This window comes from Plantactinospora sp. BB1, assembly GCF_003030385.1.
GTDB lineage: Bacteria > Actinomycetota > Actinomycetes > Mycobacteriales > Micromonosporaceae > Plantactinospora.
The window spans coordinates 8118314-8137870 of the sequence record NZ_CP028159.1; the positions used below are offsets into that span (position 1 = coordinate 8118314).

General features: G+C 68.1%; 17 protein-coding genes. 11 read left to right on the plus strand and 6 right to left on the minus strand.

The genetic code is table 11. The features are described from left to right. The first annotated feature begins 202 nt into the window (after positions 1-202). From C6W10_RS35630 to C6W10_RS37705, 3 genes are all read left to right on the plus strand, one after another. Positions 203-1393: a DUF262 domain-containing protein gene (locus C6W10_RS35630; RefSeq protein ID WP_199853807.1), complete on the plus strand. Its 1191-nt coding sequence runs from the start codon at positions 203-205 to the stop codon at positions 1391-1393. Beyond that, positions 1390-2199, plus strand: a complete 810-nt coding sequence (locus C6W10_RS37700; protein ID WP_159104878.1) for a HEPN domain-containing protein — start codon at positions 1390-1392, stop codon at positions 2197-2199. The genes C6W10_RS35630 and C6W10_RS37700 overlap by 4 nt, the downstream gene beginning before the upstream one ends. Positions 2200-2788: 589 nt before the next feature. Next, positions 2789-3967, plus strand: a complete 1179-nt coding sequence (locus tag C6W10_RS37705) for a hypothetical protein (RefSeq protein ID WP_159104879.1) — start codon at positions 2789-2791, stop codon at positions 3965-3967. 365 nt (positions 3968-4332) lie between these two features. Here C6W10_RS37705 and C6W10_RS35635 read toward each other — a convergent pair whose 3' ends face one another. Further along, positions 4333-4614, minus strand: coding sequence for a hypothetical protein (locus C6W10_RS35635; RefSeq protein WP_159104880.1), 282 nt, complete (start codon positions 4612-4614; stop codon positions 4333-4335). 233 nt (positions 4615-4847) lie between these two features. On the opposite strand from C6W10_RS35635, the gene C6W10_RS35640 reads away from it, so the two are divergent. Further along, on the plus strand, positions 4848-5078 hold the full coding sequence (locus tag C6W10_RS35640; RefSeq protein WP_107264551.1) for an AlpA family transcriptional regulator: 231 nt from the start codon (positions 4848-4850) through the stop codon (positions 5076-5078). 53 nt (positions 5079-5131) lie between these two features. Here C6W10_RS35640 and C6W10_RS35645 read toward each other — a convergent pair whose 3' ends face one another. Genes C6W10_RS35645 through C6W10_RS35655 form a run of 3 tightly spaced genes read right to left on the minus strand, consistent with a single transcriptional unit; the run spans position 5132 to position 8036 of the window. Then, positions 5132-5812 (minus strand): DUF998 domain-containing protein, encoded by a 681-nt coding sequence (locus C6W10_RS35645; RefSeq protein WP_107263374.1) that lies wholly within the window; start codon positions 5810-5812, stop codon positions 5132-5134. Then, the gene (locus tag C6W10_RS35650; protein WP_107263375.1) at positions 5794-7416 is read right to left on the minus strand and encodes a PH domain-containing protein; all 1623 of its coding nucleotides are present in this window, start codon (positions 7414-7416) and stop codon (positions 5794-5796) included. The genes C6W10_RS35645 and C6W10_RS35650 overlap by 19 nt, the downstream gene beginning before the upstream one ends. After that, positions 7413-8036, minus strand: coding sequence for a PH domain-containing protein (locus tag C6W10_RS35655; RefSeq protein ID WP_107263376.1), 624 nt, complete (start codon positions 8034-8036; stop codon positions 7413-7415). The genes C6W10_RS35650 and C6W10_RS35655 overlap by 4 nt, the downstream gene beginning before the upstream one ends. 275 nt (positions 8037-8311) lie before the next feature. Here C6W10_RS35655 and C6W10_RS35660 point away from each other — a divergent pair, with 275 nt between their 5' ends. The 7 genes from C6W10_RS35660 (at position 8312) to fusA (ending at position 17321) form a co-directional block, all read left to right on the plus strand. Further along, positions 8312-9520: a sensor histidine kinase gene (locus tag C6W10_RS35660; protein WP_199853808.1), complete on the plus strand. Its 1209-nt coding sequence runs from the start codon at positions 8312-8314 to the stop codon at positions 9518-9520. After that, positions 9517-10341: a response regulator transcription factor gene (locus tag C6W10_RS35665; RefSeq protein ID WP_107263377.1), complete on the plus strand. Its 825-nt coding sequence runs from the start codon at positions 9517-9519 to the stop codon at positions 10339-10341. Before C6W10_RS35660 ends, C6W10_RS35665 begins: the two co-directional genes overlap by 4 nt. A 139-nt stretch (positions 10342-10480) precedes the next feature. Continuing rightward, positions 10481-11404, plus strand: coding sequence for an SMP-30/gluconolactonase/LRE family protein (locus C6W10_RS35670; RefSeq protein WP_107263378.1), 924 nt, complete (start codon positions 10481-10483; stop codon positions 11402-11404). A gap of 221 nt (positions 11405-11625) precedes the next feature. After that, positions 11626-12936, plus strand: a complete 1311-nt coding sequence (locus C6W10_RS35675) for an extracellular solute-binding protein (RefSeq protein ID WP_107263379.1) — start codon at positions 11626-11628, stop codon at positions 12934-12936. Then, entirely contained in the window at positions 12929-13936 is a 1008-nt protein-coding gene (locus C6W10_RS35680; RefSeq protein WP_234361538.1) for a carbohydrate ABC transporter permease, read from the plus strand. The genes C6W10_RS35675 and C6W10_RS35680 overlap by 8 nt, the downstream gene beginning before the upstream one ends. Continuing rightward, positions 13926-14768: a carbohydrate ABC transporter permease gene (locus tag C6W10_RS35685; protein WP_234359119.1), complete on the plus strand. Its 843-nt coding sequence runs from the start codon at positions 13926-13928 to the stop codon at positions 14766-14768. Before C6W10_RS35680 ends, C6W10_RS35685 begins: the two co-directional genes overlap by 11 nt. A gap of 450 nt (positions 14769-15218) precedes the next feature. Further along, positions 15219-17321: an elongation factor G gene (gene fusA, locus C6W10_RS35690; RefSeq protein ID WP_107263380.1), complete on the plus strand. Its 2103-nt coding sequence runs from the start codon at positions 15219-15221 to the stop codon at positions 17319-17321. Positions 17322-17498: 177 nt separating this feature from the next. On the opposite strand, the gene C6W10_RS35695 is transcribed toward fusA, so the two are convergent. Both C6W10_RS35695 and C6W10_RS35700 read right to left on the minus strand, forming a co-directional pair. Next, entirely contained in the window at positions 17499-17960 is a 462-nt protein-coding gene (locus C6W10_RS35695; protein WP_369937520.1) for an ATP-binding protein, read from the minus strand. 194 nt (positions 17961-18154) lie between these two features. Then, positions 18155-19534, minus strand: coding sequence for a hypothetical protein (locus C6W10_RS35700; RefSeq protein WP_107263382.1), 1380 nt, complete (start codon positions 19532-19534; stop codon positions 18155-18157). Positions 19535-19557 lie beyond the last annotated feature (23 nt).

Sequence of the window (19557 nt, forward strand, 5' to 3'; positions counted from 1 at the left end):
GGATGAGGTGGGTTCTCGGGAGCCATTCTCGACGGTCAGGGCACATCTGCGTGGCAAAAGTTCCCTATGGTCGATAGTTTGACAAACTCAGCTAATTTGACCGAAATTTCACATGCCCTTCCGGTTCCCCGCCCGTGGAAGGTTGAGGTGCTCAAGGTCCGGTGACTGTCCAAATGAGGCAGGGATTCCCTAGGATCGACTCATGAGCGGTGATACTCAGATCGGCATTGATGAGATTGATGAGTGGCACGAGGAAGAAGCGGCGATGTTACCCTCGCCTTCGGATCTGGTAATCGATGCTGCAACGAAATATGCAAGAAGTCAGCTTCGCGTGGTTAGGGAGACCAAGGATTACCAACTTGACTATCTCCAGCACGCACTCCGCCCTGGGCGAGAACTTATCGACATTGCTCCGGCATATCAGCGGCGGCTAAGGTGGTCAAATAAAAAGAAGTCACTGCTAATCGAGTCGTTTCTGCTCAACATTCCGGTGCCGCCAATCTTTCTATTTGAACGAGACTACAACGAGTACGAGGTGATCGACGGTCGCCAACGACTAGATTCCATCCGTGGCTTTCTCGCTAACGAGTTCCCGCTCGCTGGGTTGGAGTACTGGTCCGAATTGAATCGGCAAAAATTCACTGATCTGCCACCGATATTGCAGCGCGGCCTCCTTAGGCGGAGCCTTTCGGCGGTCGTGCTATTGGCTGAAACGCGAGAGGCGGAGCGTGACGACTTAGACGTGCGTCGGGTACTTTTCAATCGCCTTAACACCGGCGGCATACGGCTTAATCCACAAGAACTGCGAAATGCTCTTCATCCCGGAACTCTAAACAAAACCCTGATAGAACTCGCCAGGAGTACCGCGTTCACCCGAGCATGGGGGATACCGCCATACGTTGCAGGCGAGGAGCAAGACCCTCCTGAGTCGCTCCTAAAGAATGCTCTCTTTGCGTCACTGGCCGATGCAGAGTTAGTGCTTCGTTTCTTCGCGCTCCAGGCTGCTGTCGCGTCTGGCACGCAAGGGTCGCTTCGGAGTATCTTAGATCGCTACATGGAGGCCAACGCGGGTATCGATGAGCCCACTGCGACGCGAATGAAAACCGAGTTTGCGAGTCACCTGGAAAGATTTTTAGAGATTTTTGCGGGAGCGCCCTTCCGGCTCCCGAACGGCCGGCTCAGCAGGCCATTATATGACGCTCTCATGATCGCGCTGAGCGAGGAGCCGACGCTTGACATCGAGGCACGAGCCGTTCTCATTCGTGCTGCACTCGATGAGGCGCTTGCCGATCCTAAACGTTACGATGTTCTCGTTGGTCGGGGTAACACGATCGAATCAGTGCACGATAGGGTCGCGCTTGCCCGCTCTATTCTCCGAGCCGGCGCGGCATGAGCGATCTGAGCGAGATTCTTGAGGAGTTCCTGTCTGACCTCAAGCGAATCGAGGACCTTCTCGGCCTTGTCAAGGGCTTTCGAGAGTTCGGATCTGGTTCGGTTCCACCTCAGATCATGGATGGATCCGTTATTTGGGCTGAAGCTCTCGCGCTTAAGGCGGTAGCTCCTACACTCCGCACTGATTTGCCATTGATGTCCGGGTCAATGGTTCTCTACCTGTGCGGGAGATTCGAGTATTTCGTGCGACAGTCCGTCGAGGCGCTGAGCGATGAGATTGCGAGTCGGGCGACTACGTATGACGACTTGCCGGCAAGGTTGCGAAACGAGCTTCGGCGCGGAACCCTCGAAGTTGCCCTGAATCACAACAGATACGGCTTCACCGTAATGGAAGCCGATGCACTGGTTACGGACTTGGCATTGAACATCGACGGGACGCATGGAGGCGGCCCGATTAGAATCTCTTCGCAGGTTCTGAGTATAACGGAATCTAATATGAATGCTCAGACTCTCGCCGACTTGATGAGACGCGTAGGTATGGCCGATCTATGGAAGGACATCGGCAAGCAAGCTAAGCTAAAACTGCATTTGCTTAAGCATGTGGATAATGAATGCACGTCGGAAGCAATGCGGCTGCTGAACGAGCTGATGAAAGATCGGAATCAGATCGCTCATCCTACTGGGGGAACAACCTTTCCTGACCCGGATCAGGTTTTGCGAACCGCTACTTTCCTCGGAGCCCTTGGAACAGTGCTGGTTGAGCTTTGTCAAGTACACCTCGCAAGTTTCACGCCGAGTCGTTCTTAGCCTTTCGAGTCGATGGGAGGGTTAATCGTGACCTGATTGCGATCGTCGTATTGCCGGGGATGTGGGCATACAGACGGCGAGATTGGGCGAAGCGGGGGCGCAGGCGATGGAATTACCTGGGCGGGGGCACCAACTGTGCTCGGAATCGAAATCCTAGTCAGCTCCTGCCCTGCTGGATCTCGCCATGCCTCGACTCCGGCCTCCGTATGCTCCACCGCGACTAGCATCATCAGGACGTAAGGGCTCTATGTATGACAGAAACCTGACACAATGGATCGCTAGTTGACAAATTTCGCCACGAAGGCGGCTAGAGATCCTGCTGGCTCATATCTAACGAGGTTATGTCTGATGTTGGCTACGGCACTGGCTAGGTTTGGTCTAATTCTGCCTTCGAATTATTCTACCTCGGCGGGCGATGGATTTAGTTTCGGTCGCGCCAATGACTAGCGTCCGGGACAGTCAGACGGGCCGCCAGGCACCGAATGACGCGCCGCAGAAGAGGGACGGCTTGGATGGCTTGATTGAGAAAGGTCGCGAAGCTAAGGCTCGAAGTATTTTGGCGAGGTCGAGACGCGTCTACCGTGCATGGATGGACGTTATCGGCAACTATGGCGACGTCCCGAATGACAGCTACCAGCGTATCAGCCAGGTAGTTAGACGCGCCGCTGTGAGTAGGGTGGCGTACGACTTATGGTGGGGACGAAGCGGCATAGAGATTTTCAATGTCCTTCTAGCGATTGTAGCGGTTGTGGCTATCCCGCCTTCGTCTGCGGCTATTATGGGTGTCGATTTTGATGGGAGTGGTTGGGTAATCCTATGCTTACTTTCATTAACTCTAGCCTTCCTTTTCGGGATTGGCGGCGCTATCATAGATAGACTGCCGAAAATCGGCCAACTTCAGCATGTAATTTACGTGGCGGGCATAGGTCTGTGTGGTGGCCTGGTTTGGTGGGCTATCCATGGCGGCGACCGAGCTGTTGATCGTCTAGCGAGAGAGTTCCTAGTAGGGGAGCTAGGCGGATCTGTAGATTCGAGTCTAGTTCGTTCTCTAGCGGTAACTGTGCCGGTGGCCTCTGCCTTCTACATTTCGGCCCTGGTGCTCCTTGACTTGCGTTGGCGGCTAGCCGGAAAGCGGGTTATGGCGGATATCTTAAGCCGACGGGTAAATGGCTACCCTCCACCGATACTCATTGCGCTTAATCTATACCTGGATTTACTGTTCTTAATCGCGATGAATAAGGGTGTGTTGTTGCGGAACAAGGGGCGGAAGGTGGCAGTCGCTGCTATTCGAAGACACCGGACGTATGTCGTCCGTGACATTGTTCGCAGCGTTCACTACGCAGGAGGACTGCGGGGAGACATCCACGTGTACCAAGCGCGCGCCTTAGCTGTTTCTATGCGTGTTCGGCAACATGAGAGGGCCATACACGAGATCGTGACGGTCTCGGATGTTGAGGAGCTTTTGTTCAAGCTGGGACATGAAGCCAGATTGCTCGCGCTGGGCGAATGGGGTGAGGTCGATATAAGAACGCGTTTGCGACTGAAGGAATCCTTCAAATCGACAGCTCTCAAGATTGGTCCCGGCATCCTATTGGCAGGGCTCGCCTTCTGGTTGCCGCACCTGACTGAAAGTGTTGCAAGTCCGGAGGGAACGGCTGGGGTGCAGGCGGCACTCTTCACTGCAGCCGTCGCCAGCCTGCTTACTTTCGGCTCGCGCCCGTCTAACGGCGCTCTTGATGGCGACCTGAGTCGAAGGCCGGAGCGGTAGTTCGGGATTATGATTCGAGTTTTCCGCTGCTGGGTCAAGGCTGCGCTAGGCCGCGAATGGCTTGCTGGTGGCGGTTTGCTACGCCCGCACCTCGGTGACTGCTTGTTGCCCTCATTGGCATGGCTAAAATTATTCTAGTAATTGTACGCGGCGGGTGCTCGGACCGAGGTGATCGACAAGCGTTCACGCCACACCGTCGATGAAGCTGCGGCACGCCCTTGCCGGGACACGGTCTCTGGTCGCTACTCCTATGGGTCGAAGGCGGCCATCTGAACGGCGAGTTCGCGATCGCCATCCAGGCGATCATGTACCCATAATGCGTTCAACGGTAGTGGGCGATTTAGTCCGTTGAGCCTCGTTTTGGGTCATAGGATGGGCAGATCGGCACCGAGGTCGCGGAGCCGGTTCGATTGGACGTACAGTGCCGCGCGAATGGCGGCGAAACATATGCCGGGCGCGCGTCTGGTTCGTTCGACGTCACGGACGATCCGGCTGATCATCCCGAGCCGGACCTTGGCCTCGGCCAGCCGCGACTGAAGGTGGCACAGGGCCTGCTGGCAGGAGGCCAGTTCGGCCTTCAGCCGCTCGTTCTGTTGTTCAAGCGTCAACGACGGTGGCGGGTCGGAGCTGTACGCATCCACTCGCACGGGTTTGCCCTCCTCGCTGGGGTAGGCGGGTGGGGGCTGCTGCCGGGCGCCGGAGGACCTGGAAGAAGGGCCGGCAGCAGCCCCGTGTTCGGCACCCTGCCCGACCGCCTTCGATGGCCACCCGGACAAGGGCCTGATCGGATCCTCTCCCGTCTCTGATGACCTGTCAATGTGTGCGCGTTACATTATGCGCGTCGAGATGGGTAGACCAGCCTGTGCCTACCGTCGTGTGGATGGGACAGGACCCTCCTCCGGGACCTCTGGTCGGGCCGGCCGAGATTCTCCAGATGCTCGGCGTCGGCCGGTCGCGGCTGCGGCAGATCACCGCGGATCGCCGGTTCCCCGCGCCGTTCCAGACCTTGATCGCTGGCTCGGTTTGGCTGCGTAGCGACGTCGAGGAGTACATCCGGAAGTACCGGCCTCAGCAGCTCAGGGACCGGGACGACGAGGACGAGCAGGCGTAGCAGCCTGCGGATTACGAGGTCGTAGATCCGCCGTTACCCGTACGGCGCTGACCCTAGGGTCCGACCTGCGACAGCTCGGCGGACCGGCCACTGTTCTCTGCGAGCAGCCGGAGAGCGAGCACCGTGATCCAGGCCCAGTTGACGGCGATCATCACTCGTTGGATCAGGCCGGTCGACGGATGGTCGGTTTCCCACGCCGTACCGAAGGTGACGAACAGGGCCAGGCCGGCGAGTCCGGTCAGGAGGTCGTACCCGACCCAGGCGCGACCGGTCGGCCGCCCGGCAGACCGGCGGGCCAGTACGAAGCAGGCGACCGGCACCGACACGAACACCACGATGCCGAAGTTGTCGTGCAGTACGCCCGGCCAACTGGTCATGACACCGTCCGACGGCGCACCGGGCGGATAGCCGCGAGCCGGGTCCATCACGAAGACGCCGGAGAGCACCAGCCCGACCCCGAACACGCCAACCGCCAGCGGCCCCCACAGGCTGGCACGCCCCGGACGCAGCGCACGGCGCAACCCGACCGCGAGGCCGACCAGCAGCACCCCGGTCAGTACGAAATTGGTGATCTGGATCCATCCACGCGGCCCGAGACTCAGCGCGCTCACCGGGTGGTACGTCGGGTCGTAACCGGCCCGGGTCGCACCGTCGACCAGGAACACCAGGACGAACAGCGGCGGTCCGACCACCCCACACCAGAGCAGCACTCGGGTCAGCCGACGCGGTGACATGTCTCCTCCAAAGGTGAAGCGTCCGGGGACGGCCCGGCGACCGACACAGGCGACGGCTCGACAGGCACATCACCGACCAGCGGGGCGAGCAATCCGGGTACCACCTGCTCGGCGAAGTCGACCACGATCCCCGCCGGCATGTCCGCCGCCGCGTACTGCCCGTGGCCGGCGGCGGTGGTCGCGGTCAGGGTGGCCAGGCCGAGGCGTCGTTGCAGCACCGACTGGCGCAGCCGCCAACCGATCACCGCCGGACGGGCCAGCGCCGCCGTGCTCCGGCTGACCAGCCCGGACCGGACCACCAGGTACTCGCCGACGAGCCCGTGCCCGAGCGCCCGCCACGCCACCACCGCCGCGCCCAGCGCCAGCGGCAACAGCCCCACCCCGATCAACCACAGCCAGGACGGCAGCGCCGCCACGAGACCGCCCAGCCAGGCCAGCAACCCGGTAACCACGACCGTGACCATCGTCGCCCAGCCGATCCGCCGCCGCAGCGCGGCCACCGGATGCCGACGCAGCGGTACGGCGAACGGGCTCGCCCCGGCGTCGAGGTCCAGCACCCGGGCGGCCACCGACCGCGCCACGCCGATCGGGCCGCGCGGCAGGATCGTGGTGGCCGGCGTCATGCTCCAGATCGTCAGCCCGGTCGAGATGACGTTGGTGTCCGCCATCCCCATCCACCGCCAGAGCAGCGGCTCCGAGATCTCGACTCCACGCAGCCGACTGACGTCCCGGTTCACCTCCCGGGTCCGGAACAGCCCCTGCGACGTGCGCAGCACGGCGCCGGTCGGCGTGTCGACGCGTACCAGCCGGAAGGCCCAGTTCTCGGTCACGAACGCGACCGCCATGCCCAGCACCCCGAGCGCGCCGACGCCGACGAACGCGATCGCACCGGTACGCCACGGACCGAGGGTCCGCCAGTCGACCAGCCCGGCGACGAACCCGGCCGCGTCGAACCCGAACGACTGCGCCAGCCAGTAGCCGCCCCAGAGCAGCCCCGCCGCCGTGACCAGCGCCCAGACACTGATCACGTTGTAGCAGACCCACGACCAGCGAATTCGGGCGAAGACCCGCTCACCCGGCGGCTCGGCACCGGTACCACCGGAAACCGTCTCCGCCGAACCGGCCAGCAGCTCCCGGCGGAGTTCGTCGGCGGCGGTCCGGGTGACCGCGTCGAGCTGCAACGCCTCGTACCCGGTCGCGCCCGGCTGGCCGACCCCGACGGTGAGCACCCGCAGCCCGGCGAGCCGGTGCCGCAGCCGCGCCGTCGTGCTGACGGTGCGGATCCGCTCCCGGCGCAGCGCGCGGTGTTGCCGGACCAGCAGGCCGGTGCGCAGCTCCACCAGCTCCTCGGTCAGCCGATACCGGGTCTTGACCCAGCGCAGGGTGTCCCGGGCCGCGCCGACAACCCCGCCCACGGCCACCGCGAGCACCGGGATCAGCGTCGAGGCGCCCGGCTCGTCGGCGACGAGCAGGGCCAACCCGGCGGGTACGAGCGACAGCAGCGCAAAGAGCCCGTCGACCCAGATGATCCGGGCGTCGAGCCGCCGCCACGGGATCTCCGCCACCGGAGTCGAGTCACGCGCGGTCTCGGACGGCGCGGTCATGTCGCGTCCCCTGCCGTCTGCCGGACGATCTCGGTGAGCCGCTCGGCGGTCCGCGCGGCGAGGTCCGCGTCGAGTCCCACCAACACGACCGGTCCGCTCGCCGAGGCCGTCGTCACGGTCACCGTGGCCAGTCCGAAGAGTTGTTCCAGTGGTCCCCGGACCGTGTCGACGGTCTGGATCCGGGAGATCGGGGCGGCCCGCCACTCCCGGACGAACCACCCCGACACCGCGTACACGGCCTCCGGGGTGACCTCCCAACCGTGCACGGCGTACCGCCACGACGGCACCACGACCAGGTACGCCAACCAGGCCGGTACCAGCACCAGCAGGATCGGGCCGAGCCAGTCACGGGCGGCGGCGGGCAGCACGGCGTACCCGATGGAAAGGACCGTGACCAGCGGCGCGACGCCGAGGATCACCCGGGTGCTCCACCAGCCGACGGCCCGGCGGTCGACCCGGTGCCGCAGCGGGCGCAACCCGATTGACCCGGCCACCACCCCCGGGCCCGGCCCGGCGGAATTTACCGGAGGCGACGGCGCGACGGTCGGGCCGGTGAAGTCCCCGTCGTCCGGATCCGGGGCGGTCGGCGGTGCGCCGGTGTACGGCTGCTGCTGTCCCATCCTTGGACGTTGCGGTACGGACCCGGCCCGGCGCCGCTGCCGGTCGGCCATCGGTTCTGGTCGGCTGGCCAGGGCTGTTGGCCGATCGACCAGACCGGCGACGGGCCGACCGTTTGTAGGCTCGGCGCATGGAGCTGGCCCGACGCGTTCGGTGGCCCGGTCGAGGCCGGACCGCCGCCGCGCCGGCCCGGACCGCCCACACCGACCCCGGCGACAAGAGGCGGCGCGACGAGACGCGGCGCGACAGGACGCGGCGCAGCGTCCGGGACTGGGTCGTGGATTCCGTGCTCTTCGGCCTGGCGGTGCTCTACGGGGTGTGGACCTGGCGCACCGCTCCGCTGCACTACGTCGACACGATCCCCGGCTGGATGATCACGATCGACCCCTGGGTCGGCGCGGTCGGCTGCCTGGCCCTGTGGTGGCGGCGGCGCTTCCCGATCCTGCTCGGCGTCGCGATGGTGCTGATCATGGCGCTGGCGGCGACCGGGCTCGGCGCGGCCCTGGTCATGGTGCTCACCGTCGCGGTGCACCGCAACTGGCTGCCGGCCACGCTGGTCACCGTGCTGCACCTGGTGCCGTCGCTGTTGTTCGGGTACGAGAATCCGCCGCCCGGCGTCACCCGGGGGGCATACATGACGCTGATCCTGCTGATGTATCTGGTGCCGCTCGGCTGGGGGATCGCGGTCCGGGCCCGGCGGGAGCTGATCGCCAACCTGCGTCGCGAGGTCGACCGGGCACGCGACGAGCACCGGCAACGGCTGGCCGGAGCCCGCCGGGCGGAACGGGAGCGGATCGCCCGGGAGATGCACGACGTACTCGCGCACCGGATCTCGCTGATCTCGGTGCACGCGGGCGCGCTGGCGTACCGGACGACCCAGGCCGACGCGGGGGCGGGTGTCCCACTCAAGCCGGGAGAGGTCGGCGGGGCGATCGAGGTGATCCGGGACAACGCCCGGCAGGCCCTCGTCGAGCTGGGCGACGTACTCGCCGTACTCCGGCCGGAGCGGGGGGACCGCAACGGCGGGAGCGGGCCGGACCCGGAAGCCGGTACGGCCGAACGGCCGGCGTCGCACCGTTCGGCGCCGCAGCCGAGGCTGGCCGACATCTTCCGACTGGTCCAGGAGGCACAGGCGGCCGGTCAGCGGGTCGCGTTCGAGATGGTCTGCGCCCCCGGTGCGGCCGAGTCACTCCGCCCGGCGGTGCAGCGTACGGTCTACCGCACCGTCCAGGAAGGACTGACCAACGCCCGGAAGCACGCCGGCCAGGCCGAGGTGACGGTACGGGTCGAGGTCGATCCCGGTACCGGCGTCGTCGCCACGATCAGCAATCCGTTGCCGTCGCCGCGGGCGGCCGCCGACCTGCCCGGGGCCGGTGCCGGGCTGACCGGGCTCGCCGAACGGCTGGCCCTGGACGGCGGGACCATCGAGCACGGCGTGGTCGGCGGGACGTTCCGGCTCTCCACCCGGCTACCCTGGCCGGCATGACTCCGGGCGACGCACCGGGCCACCAGCCCCCCGCGCCGGCTGCCGAGCCGGCGGCGTCGGGCCGCCAGCCGCCCGCGACGGGGGCCGAGTCGCCCGCGTCGGGTGTCGAGCCGGCGGCGACGGGCCGCCAGCAGGCCGGGGCGGGTGTCGAGCCGGCCATCCGGGTACTGCTCGTCGACGACGATGCGCTGGTCCGGACCGGGCTGCGGCTGATGCTCGGCGGGGCGCCCGACATCGAGGTCGTCGGCGAGGCGGCGGACGGTGCCGACGTCGCCGACGCGGTGACCCGGCTACGCCCGGACGTGGTGCTGATGGACGTCCGGATGCCGCTGCTCGACGGGATCGCGGCGACCCGGGCGATCACCGCCCGCTCCGGGCACCGTCCGGAGGTCATCGTGCTGACCACCTTCGACGCCGACGCGACGATCCTCGACGCGCTCCGCAACGGCGCGGCCGGGTTCCTGGTCAAGCACACCCCGCCGGAGCAGATCGTCGACGCGGTGCGCCGGGCCGCCGCCGGTGAGCCGGTACTCTCCCCGACGGTCGCCCGTACCCTGATCGACCACGTGGCGGGCGTCGCCCCGCACCGCCGTACGGACCAGCGCCGGCAGCAGGCCCGGGAACGGTTCGGGCTGCTCTCCGAACGGGAGCGGGCGGTCGCGGTGGCGGTGGCCGAGGGGCTGTCGAACGGCGAGATCGCCGACCGGCTGTTCCTCTCCGTCGGCACGGTCAAGGCGTACGTCTCCAGCGCGCTGGCCAAGCTCGACCTGGACAACCGGATCCAGCTCGCGCTGCTCGCCCACGACGCGGCCGACGAGTAGGACCGGGCCGCCGCCTCGTCCCGGCAGGCGGTCGATCCCGACCGTAGTTGAACCCGTCGATCCGCCCGTGCGTGTCTTCTCGCGCGACCAGTGCCCTCCGGCACTGCGACAGACTCAGGAGTACGGATGGAGAACGCCCATGATCCGACGTAATGTCCTGACCGGCTTCGCCGCGCTGGGGATCGCCGCCGCGGTCGGTACCCCGGAGAAGGCGAGCGCGCACTCCGGCAGGCTGTTCCCGGACACGTTCGACCTGCCCGACGGTTGGATGCCGGAGGGGATCACGATCGGCGAGCTGCCGTTCGCGTACTTCGGTTCCCGGGCCGACGGCTCGATCTACCGGGTCAACCTGGCCACCGGCAAGGGTCGGGTCCTCAGCCAGGGGCCGGGGGCGGGCTTCCCGTCGATCGGGCTGAAGCTGGACGGCAGGGGCCGGCTCTTCGTCGCCGGTGGTACGGCCGGCACCGGCCGGATCGTGGACGCCTGGAGCGGCCGGCTGCTCGCCGACCTCAGCTTCACCACCGGCACCAGCTTCGTCAACGACGTGGTGCTGACCCCGCACTCGGCGTACTTCACCGACTCGCAGAACCCGGTGCTGTACGTCGTGTCGACCGGCCGGCGGGCGACGGTCCGCAACCTGCCGCTGACCGGGGACATCGTCTACACCACCGGAAACAACGCCAACGGCATCTGCCGGACACCGGACGGCCGGGCGCTGCTGGTGGTGCAGTCCAACACCGGGCTGCTGTTCCGGGTGGACCCCTCCTCCGGGGTGGCCCGGCAGGTGGACCTGGGCGGGGAACTCCTCACCAACGGCGACGGGCTGCTGCTGGAGGGCCGCACGCTCTACGCCGTGCTGAACCGGCTCAACACGGTGGCCGTACTCCGGATGTCGTCGGACGGTCGCTCGGGGCGGATCGTCGCCCGGTTGACCGATCCCCGGTTCGACATCCCGACCACGGTCGCCTCGTACGGCAACCGGCTCTATCTGCCGAACGCGCGGTTCAGCACCCCGCCGACGCCGGAGACCACCTACACGGCGGTGGCCATCCCGAAGCCGTAGCGCGGTCGGTCGTACCCGATCCGTCTCCGACGCCGCCGGTGAGCATCCGCTCGCCGGCGGCGTCGCCGTTCCCGGGTCGCCGGCCGGTGTGCCGCCGGGCGCGGCCGGTCGAGGATGGCGATCCCGCAGGGGTTTGACAGACATTACTCGATAGATTTCCATTTATCGATGGCGATCGGCGACTCGCCGACCGCTCCGGCGATGGTGTCCTGGGGGTAGACATGCGATTTCGGAAGGTCGGCGCGACCGCTGCGGCGGTGTTGCTGCTGATGCCGCTGGCCGCCTGCGGCGACGACGGCGGTGGCGGTGGCGACGGCAAGACCCTCACCTACTGGGCCAGCAACCAGGGGCCGAGCCTGGACGAGGACCGGAAGGTCCTGCAACCGGAACTCGACAAGTTCACCCAGCAGACCGGGATCAAGGTCGAGCTGGAGGTGATCGGCTGGCCGGACCTGCTCAACCGGATCCTGGCCGCGACCACCTCCGGGCAGGGACCCGACGTACTCAACATCGGCAACACCTGGTCCGCCTCGCTGCAGGCCACGGGGGCGTTCCTGCCGTTCGAGTCCGCGGAGTTGGAGCCGCTCGGCGGCCCCGCCCGGTTCCTCGGGCCGAGCTTCTCGGCGACCGGCGCCGCCGGACAGCCGCCTACCTCGGTCCCGCTCTACGGCCTGGCGTACGGGCTCTTCTACCACAAGCGGCTCTTCGCCGAGGCCGGCATCGACAGCCCGCCGAAGAACTGGACCGAGTTCGTCGCCGCCGGAAAGAAGCTGACCAAGGGCGACCAGTGGGGGCTGGCGGTCGAGGGGGCGAGCTACACCGAGAACGCGCACCACGCCTTCATCTTCGGCCAGCAGCACGGGGCGGAATTCTTCGACGACGCCGGCAAGCCGCACTTCACCGGGCATCACCACGTCATGGCGGTCAAGCAGTACATCGACTTCATGGCCACCCACAGGATCGCCAACCCCAGCAACGCCGAGTACAGCACGCCGAACCAGCCGATCGGTGACTTCGCCAAGGGCAAGGCCGCGATGCTGCTCTGGCAGAGCAACGCGATGAGCCTGCTCGCCGCCGCCGGGATGAAACCCGACGAGTACGGCGTCGCGCCGATCCCGATCGCCGACCCGCTGCCGCCCGGCGGCCGGCGGGTGAACAGCCACGTGGCCGGGATCAACGTCTCGATCTTCAAGAACACCGACAACCGGGACGGCGCGCTCGAACTGGTGAAGTTCCTGACCAGCAGCGAGGAGCAGCGGATCCTCAACAAGGCGTTCGGCTCGCTGCCGGTGGTCAAGGACGCCTACGACGACCCCGCCTTCCAGACCCCGCTGATCAAGGTCTTCCAGGACGTACTCGGCAACACCGCCGCGCCGCTGCCCCAGGTCCCCGAGGAGAGCAAGTTCGAGACCACGGTCGGCAGCGGGATGCGGGACCTGTTCGCCAAGGTCGCGAGTGGACAGCCGGTCGGTGAACCGGAGATCGCGGCGGCGCTGGAAAAGGCCCAGCAGGAGATGGGCACCGGTGGCTGACCACCCCGGCTCGACCGGGGTACGTGACCGCCCCGAGGCGGCCGGGGCAGCCGACGGTCCCGGGACGGCCGGGGCACGTCGTCGGGCCGGTGCCGGTTGGCGCCGGCCCGGCCTGGCGTACCTGCTCTTGCTGCCGGCGTTCGTACTGGAGTTGCTGGTCCACCTGGTGCCGATGGCCGTCGGCGTCTGGATGAGCTTCCGCGAGCTGACCCAGTTCTTCATCCGCAACTGGTCGGCGGCACCCTGGGCGGGACTGCGCAACTACCGGGTGGCGCTCGACGTCGACTCCGCGATCGGTGCCGCGCTGCTCCGCTCGCTCTGGATCACCCTGGCGTACGCCCTGCTGGCGGTCGCCGGCTCGTGGCTGCTCGGCTTCGTCGCCGCCCTGCTGCTCCAGCGCCCGATGCGCAGCCGGGGACTGCTGCGCACCCTCTTCCTCGTCCCGTACGCGCTGCCCGGGTACGCCGCGGTGATCGCCTGGAACTTCCTGCTCCAGCGGGACAACGGGATGCTCAACCACCTGCTGGTGGAGAACCTGCACCTCACCGACGACCGGGCGTTCTGGCTGCTCGGCGACCGCAGCTTCGTCGCCGTGGTGATGGTCTCGATCTGGCGGCACTGGCCGTTCGCCTTCCTGATCATCATGGCCGGGATGCAGAACATCCCGACCGAGCTATACGAGGCGGCGGCGATCGACGGCGCCGGGCCGGCGCAACAGATCCGCCGGGTCAGCCTGCCGATGCTGCGACCGGTCAACCTGGTGCTGGCGCTGGTGCTCTTCCTCTGGACGTTCAACGACTTCACCACCCCGTTCGTGCTGTTCGGCGAGGCGACGCCGGACCAGGCCGACCTGATATCGGTGCACATCTACCAGTCCTCCTTCGTCACCTGGAACTTCGGGCTCGGCTCGGCGATGTCCGTGTTGCTGCTGCTCTTCCTGCTCCTGCTCACCACCGGATACCTGCTGCTGACCTCCCGGAGGCGCCGCCGTGCTGTTTGAGCCCCGCTGGTTCCGCTGGGTCCGCTGGGTGGGTCTGGCCTTCTTCACCGTCATCGTGCTGCTGCCGCTCTACGTGATGGCGACCTCGGCGGCGAAACCACTGCGGGACGTGCAGGGCGAGTTCCACTGGTGGCCGACCGAGCTGACGCTGAGCCCGTTCGCCGAGATCTGGCGGACCATCCCGCTCGGCCGGTACTTCCTGAACAGCGTGCTGGTCTCCACCGCCGCCGCGGTCTGCTCGGTGCTGGTCGCGGTCTTCGCCGCGTACGCGATCAGCCGGTTCCGGTTTCCCGGCCGGGCCCTCTTCTCGGTCACCGTGCTCTCCACCCAGATGTTCCCGGGCATCCTCTTCCTGCTGCCGCTCTTCCTCATCTACGTCAACATCGACCAGCTCACCGGCATCACCCTGTACGGCACCCGGTTCGGCCTGGTCATCACCTACCTGACCTTCTCGCTGCCGTTCTCCATCTGGATGCTGGTCGGCTACTTCAACTCGATCCCCCGGGAACTCGACGAGGCGGCGCTGGTCGACGGCGCCGGGCCGATCGGCGCGCTGCTCCGGGTGGTGGTGCCGGTCGCCACCCCGGGGATCGTGGCGGTCGCCATCTACGCCTTCGTGACGGCGTGGAGCGAGGTGCTCTTCGCCTCGATCATGACCAGCGAGCAGAGCCGTACCCTGCCGGTCGGGCTCCAGCTCTATTCCACCCAGGCCGGTGTCTACTGGAACCAGGTGATGGCCGCCTCGCTGGTGGTCAGCGTGCCGGTCGCGGCCGGATTCCTGATGCTGCAACGCTTCCTGGTGCAGGGCCTGACCGCCGGCGCCGTGAAGTGACACGGCTGCGCCGGGCGGTCCGGACCCTGTCGCGGCCCGGAAAACCGGGCTGTGCGTCCGGGTTCCGTTCAGTACACTCGTGACCAGCCCAGCGCGATCTTGGCCATCGATGGCGGACGCGCGCGACGACGAGTGAGGGGAGCCGGCCGTGCGCTACCGCACCGCTGTCGTCATTCCCCAGTCGCTGCACCGGGTGATTCTGGCGTCTTCCTGACGTCCGGTGTCGGCCCGCGCGGCCACACCGCAGATCCGTGACGAATCCTCCCTGAGCCACATCCCGACGTCGACCCCGGTCGTCGCCGGGATGGTCGCGTCGGTCGACCGGTTGGTCGCGTCGGTCGGTCCGACTGCCGGCCCGGGGGTCCCGCCTGGCCGCGTCCTGCCCAGGGTCGTCGCGGAAATCGCGCCGTCGGAGAGCGGAGATCAGATCATCCAGAGAGGCCATCGGCCATGCGTACCGAGCTGCACCGCAACGTTTCCCACCCGCTTGGTCTGCTGCGTAACCTGGGCATTCTCGCCCACGTCGACGCGGGCAAGACCACCACCACCGAACGGATCCTCTACGCCACCGGAGCCACCTACAAGCGCGGCGAGGTGCACGACGGGACGACCGTCACCGACTTCGACACCCAGGAACGCGACCGCGGCATCACCATCTTCGCCGCCGCGGTGAGCTGCGAGTGGGCCGGTCACCGGATCAACCTGATCGACACCCCGGGGCACGTCGACTTCGCCGACGAGGTGGAGCGGGCCCTGCGGGTACTCGACGGCGCGATCGCGGTCTTCGACGGTGTCGCCGGAGTCGAGCCGCAGAGCGAGTCGGTGTGGCGGCAGGCCGACCGGCACGGCGTACCCCGGATCGCCTTCGTCAACAAGCTGGACCGGGCCGGCGCCGACCTGGACGCGGCGGTCCGGTCGATCCGCGACCGGCTCCGGGTCACCCCGCTGGTGGTGCAGCTGCCGATCGGCCGGGAGGACGACTTCACCGGCGTGGTGGACCTGGTCACGATGCGCTCGCTGGTCTGGGCCGACGGCGCGGAGACCCCCGTCGAGGGCCCGGTTCCCGACGAGCTGCGGGCGGAGGCGGAGCGGCGTCGCCGGGTACTGGTGGAGGCGGTCGCCGAGCGGCATCCGGCCGCGCTGGAGGAGTACTGCGAACGGTCGACGCTGACCGCCGAGACGCTCCGGGACGCGCTGCGGGACCTGACCCGGGACGGGGACGGCGTGGTGGTGCTCTGTGGTTCGGCGTACCGCAACCGCGGCATCGAGCCACTGCTCGACGCGGCCGTCGGCTACCTGCCGTCACCGCTGGACGTCCCGGCGGTGCGCGGCAGCACCTCCGACGGCGAGCGGCGGGAGCGTCCCGCCGACCCGGCGGCGCCGTTCACCGCGCTCGTGTTCAAGGTCAACTCGACCGGTACCGGTCGGCTGAGCTACCTGCGGGTCTACGCCGGCACAGTCCGGAAGGGAGGAGTGGTGCTGGACGCCGGAGCCGGGCGTACCGAACGGATCAGCCGGATCCTCCGGGTGCAGGCCGACCGGCACACCGAGGTGGACCGGGCGGCGGCCGGCGACATCGTCGCGGTGGTCGGGCTGAAGTCGGCACGGGTCGGTGCGACGCTCTGCGCCCCCGAGGCGCCGCTGCTGCTCGAACCGCCGACCGCCGCCGACCCGGTGGTCTCGGTCGCCGTCGAGGCGCGCCGGAGCACCGACACCGGACGGTTGGCCTCGGCACTGGCCCGGCTGGTCGAGCAGGATCCCTCGCTGGCCGTCCGGACCGACCCGGAGACCGGCCAGACCGTGCTCTCCGGGATGGGAGAACTGCACCTGGAGGTGGCGGTGGAGAAGATCCGCCAGGACGTGGGGCTGGAGGTGACCGTGGGACGGCCGCAGGTGGCCTACCGGGAGACCGTCGTGCGTGGCGTCACCGGACTGGTGTACCGGCACGTCAAGCAGGACGGTGGTGCCGGCCAGTGGGCGCACGTCGTCCTCGACGTGGCACCGCTTCCCGGCGATCCGGCGGCGGGCGGCGGCGACGTACCGGAGTTCGAGTTCTCCTCGACGGTCGTCGGCGGCCGGGTCCCGAAGGAGTACGTCCGGGCGGTCGAGGCCGGCTGCCGGGACGCGCTCGCCGACGGGCCGCTCGGCGGCCACCCGGTGATCGGGTTGCGGGTCACCCTGACCGACGGTGCCACCCACGTGAAGGACTCCTCGGAGCTGGCGTTCCGTACGGCGGGCCGGCTCGCGCTGCGGGCGGCGCTCGCCGCCAGCGAGATGGTCCTGCTGGAACCGGTGGTCGAGGTGACGGTGACCGTGCCGGACGACGCCGTCGGCGCGGTGCTGGGCGACCTGGCCGCCCGGCGCGGCCGGGTCGTCGGCTCGACCACCCGGGCCGGCACCGTCGTGGTCACCGCGACCGTGCCGCTGGCCGAACTCTTCGGCTACGCGACCCGGCTGCGCAGCCGGAGCCAGGGCCGGGGAACGTTCAGCACCCGGGCCACCGGCTACCAGCCGGTGCCGGGCGCGGTCGCCGACGCGGTGCCGCGCGGCTGACCGGACCCGCTGCCGGTGGGGAGGGCGGGTGGGGAGTTGCGGCATGGCAGCTCCCCGCTCGCCCGTCCCCGATCCGTCCGTCGCCGGCTCGTCCGTCGCCGGCTCGTCCGTCGCCGGCTCGTCCGTCGCGCTCGTCCCGGAGGGGCGCGGTCGGCCGGAGGCCGAGCGGACGAACCGTCACACCGTCCGGTCGATCTGGGCGTGACTCGGGCCGGAGGCGGTGGTGCCGTCCGGTCCGGACGCCGCCGGTACGTCGGCCGGGCCGGTGACGGCCATGCTCAGCCGTACCCGGACCCCGTCGGCGTCGCTGCGCACCTCGATCGAGTCGGCGAGTTCCTGCGCCAGCCAGAGCCCCATCCCGCCGCTGGCGGAGGGGCGGGGACGGCTGGTCGGAACGGTCGGTTGAGGATCGCCGAAGCCCCTCCCGTAGTCCCGGATCTCACAGATCAGGTGCCGTCGCCGCCAGAACCGCAGCTCGCCCCTTCCGCCACCGTGTCGGACCGCGTTGGTCATCGCCTCGTTGACCGCGGTCACGAAGTCGTCCAGCCGCTCTCCGGTCAAGCCGGCCACGAGGAGGCACTCGGTCAGCGCGCGGCGCACCTCGGCGACCTGGTCCCCGTCGAATTCGGCCTGGAGCAACAGAGGCTCATGCTGTGTCTCCGTCCGTTGATCGTGCAACGGACCGTCCGTCATGGCGCCTCCAAGGTCACCGGACCCGTCAGGGTACAGCGCGGACGGTACCCACCGGCGGCCGAGTCAATCAAAGCCCAGCGAGGATTCAGCCCGCCGGGCGGGCCGGAACCGTCGCCTCGGGCAGGGCCGAGACACCGATCTCACTGGCTGTTGATCGCACAATACAGAGCGTAGGCAACCTGTTGGCCGCTGACGTCGCCGTGCGAGCTGATGAACCTGTCCGCTTTCAGGTTGAACACCCGACCCGGCAGGAACTGGTAGCTGCCGCCCACCTCCAGCAACTCGACGCCGGGCTGGACCACCTCGGGTGTCTTCAGCGCCCCGTTCCGGCCGATCCCGCCGTACGGGTCGTTGGCGTCGCCGAGCCCGGCACCGGCCTGCCGGGCGAGCCGGGACGCCGCCGCGTACGCCAGACCGACCGCCCGGTCGTTGACGGTGTGCGTGATCAGCATCGGGCCGGTGAGCCGCCGATCCGCCAGCAGCGAGCGGAAGTGTCCGTTCCCGCCCCGGCCGTCGAAGTCCACCGCGAAGGCGTGGTGACTGAAGGCGCCCTGCATCAGCGTGTAGGAGTGCAGCCGGGGCTGCCGTACGGCGGCGGCGGCCAGCGCCCGGGCGCCGAACGAGTGACCGGCCAGGTGCAGCCGTACGCCCGACGTCGACGCCCCGGCCAGCTCCGAGAGGAGCGTCGCGATGCCACCTGAGCCGACCTTCCCGGCCCGGTCCTTCATCGTGTAGTAGGTGGTGATGTTCAGCACCCCGCGCGCCTTGGCCAGCACACTGTCGAGGTCGAAGCCGAACCCGGCCGCCCCGCCGGCCGTGCCGTCGGCCCTCCCACCGGCTGTCGCCCCGGCCGTGGTGTCGGCCATCCCGCCGGGCATGCCGCCGGTGGCGGCGCCGCCGGTCCGCTCCGGGGACCCGAGGTCGACCTCGGGGCCACCCACCGCCTGGAAGACCGTCTCCGCGTCGGCGTGCAGCAGCGCCGTCGGCGGCGGGTCCTCGTCCACCTCCGTCGCACCGGTCGAGGGTGCCGTCGAGGGTGCCGTCGACGGTGCGGTCGGCGCGGGCGGGATCTGCTCCCGCAGGGCGTCGAGGAACCGCTGCCGGGCCTCGGCCGAATCCGTCAGTCTCGGCACCAGCCGGGTCAGCAGCGCCGCCCGGGCCGGATCCTCGACCCGGGTCGCGATCGCCCCGACCAGCGCCGTTGCCTGGTCGCCGACCGCGACCCCGCCGCCGGCCACCTCGTCCTCGTCCGACCAGCGGATCGACGGCCAGAGCGCGCCGACCACGACCAGGGTCCGGGACGCCGTGCCGGGCACCGCCGGGCGTACCGCCGCCAGGTTGTCGGTGAGCCGCTGGTAGAGGCGACGGGCCTGCGGGATGTCGTTGTTCCAGCCGTGGCAGAGCACGAGTACGTCGGTGGCGCCGGAGGAGGCGACCAGCTCCACCGCCGCCCGCCGCTGGGCGTCGTCGTGGATCTCGCCGGTGGACCGGATCTCCACCTCCGCGTACGGAAACTGCATCAGTGCACCTCGTCCGTTGCGTC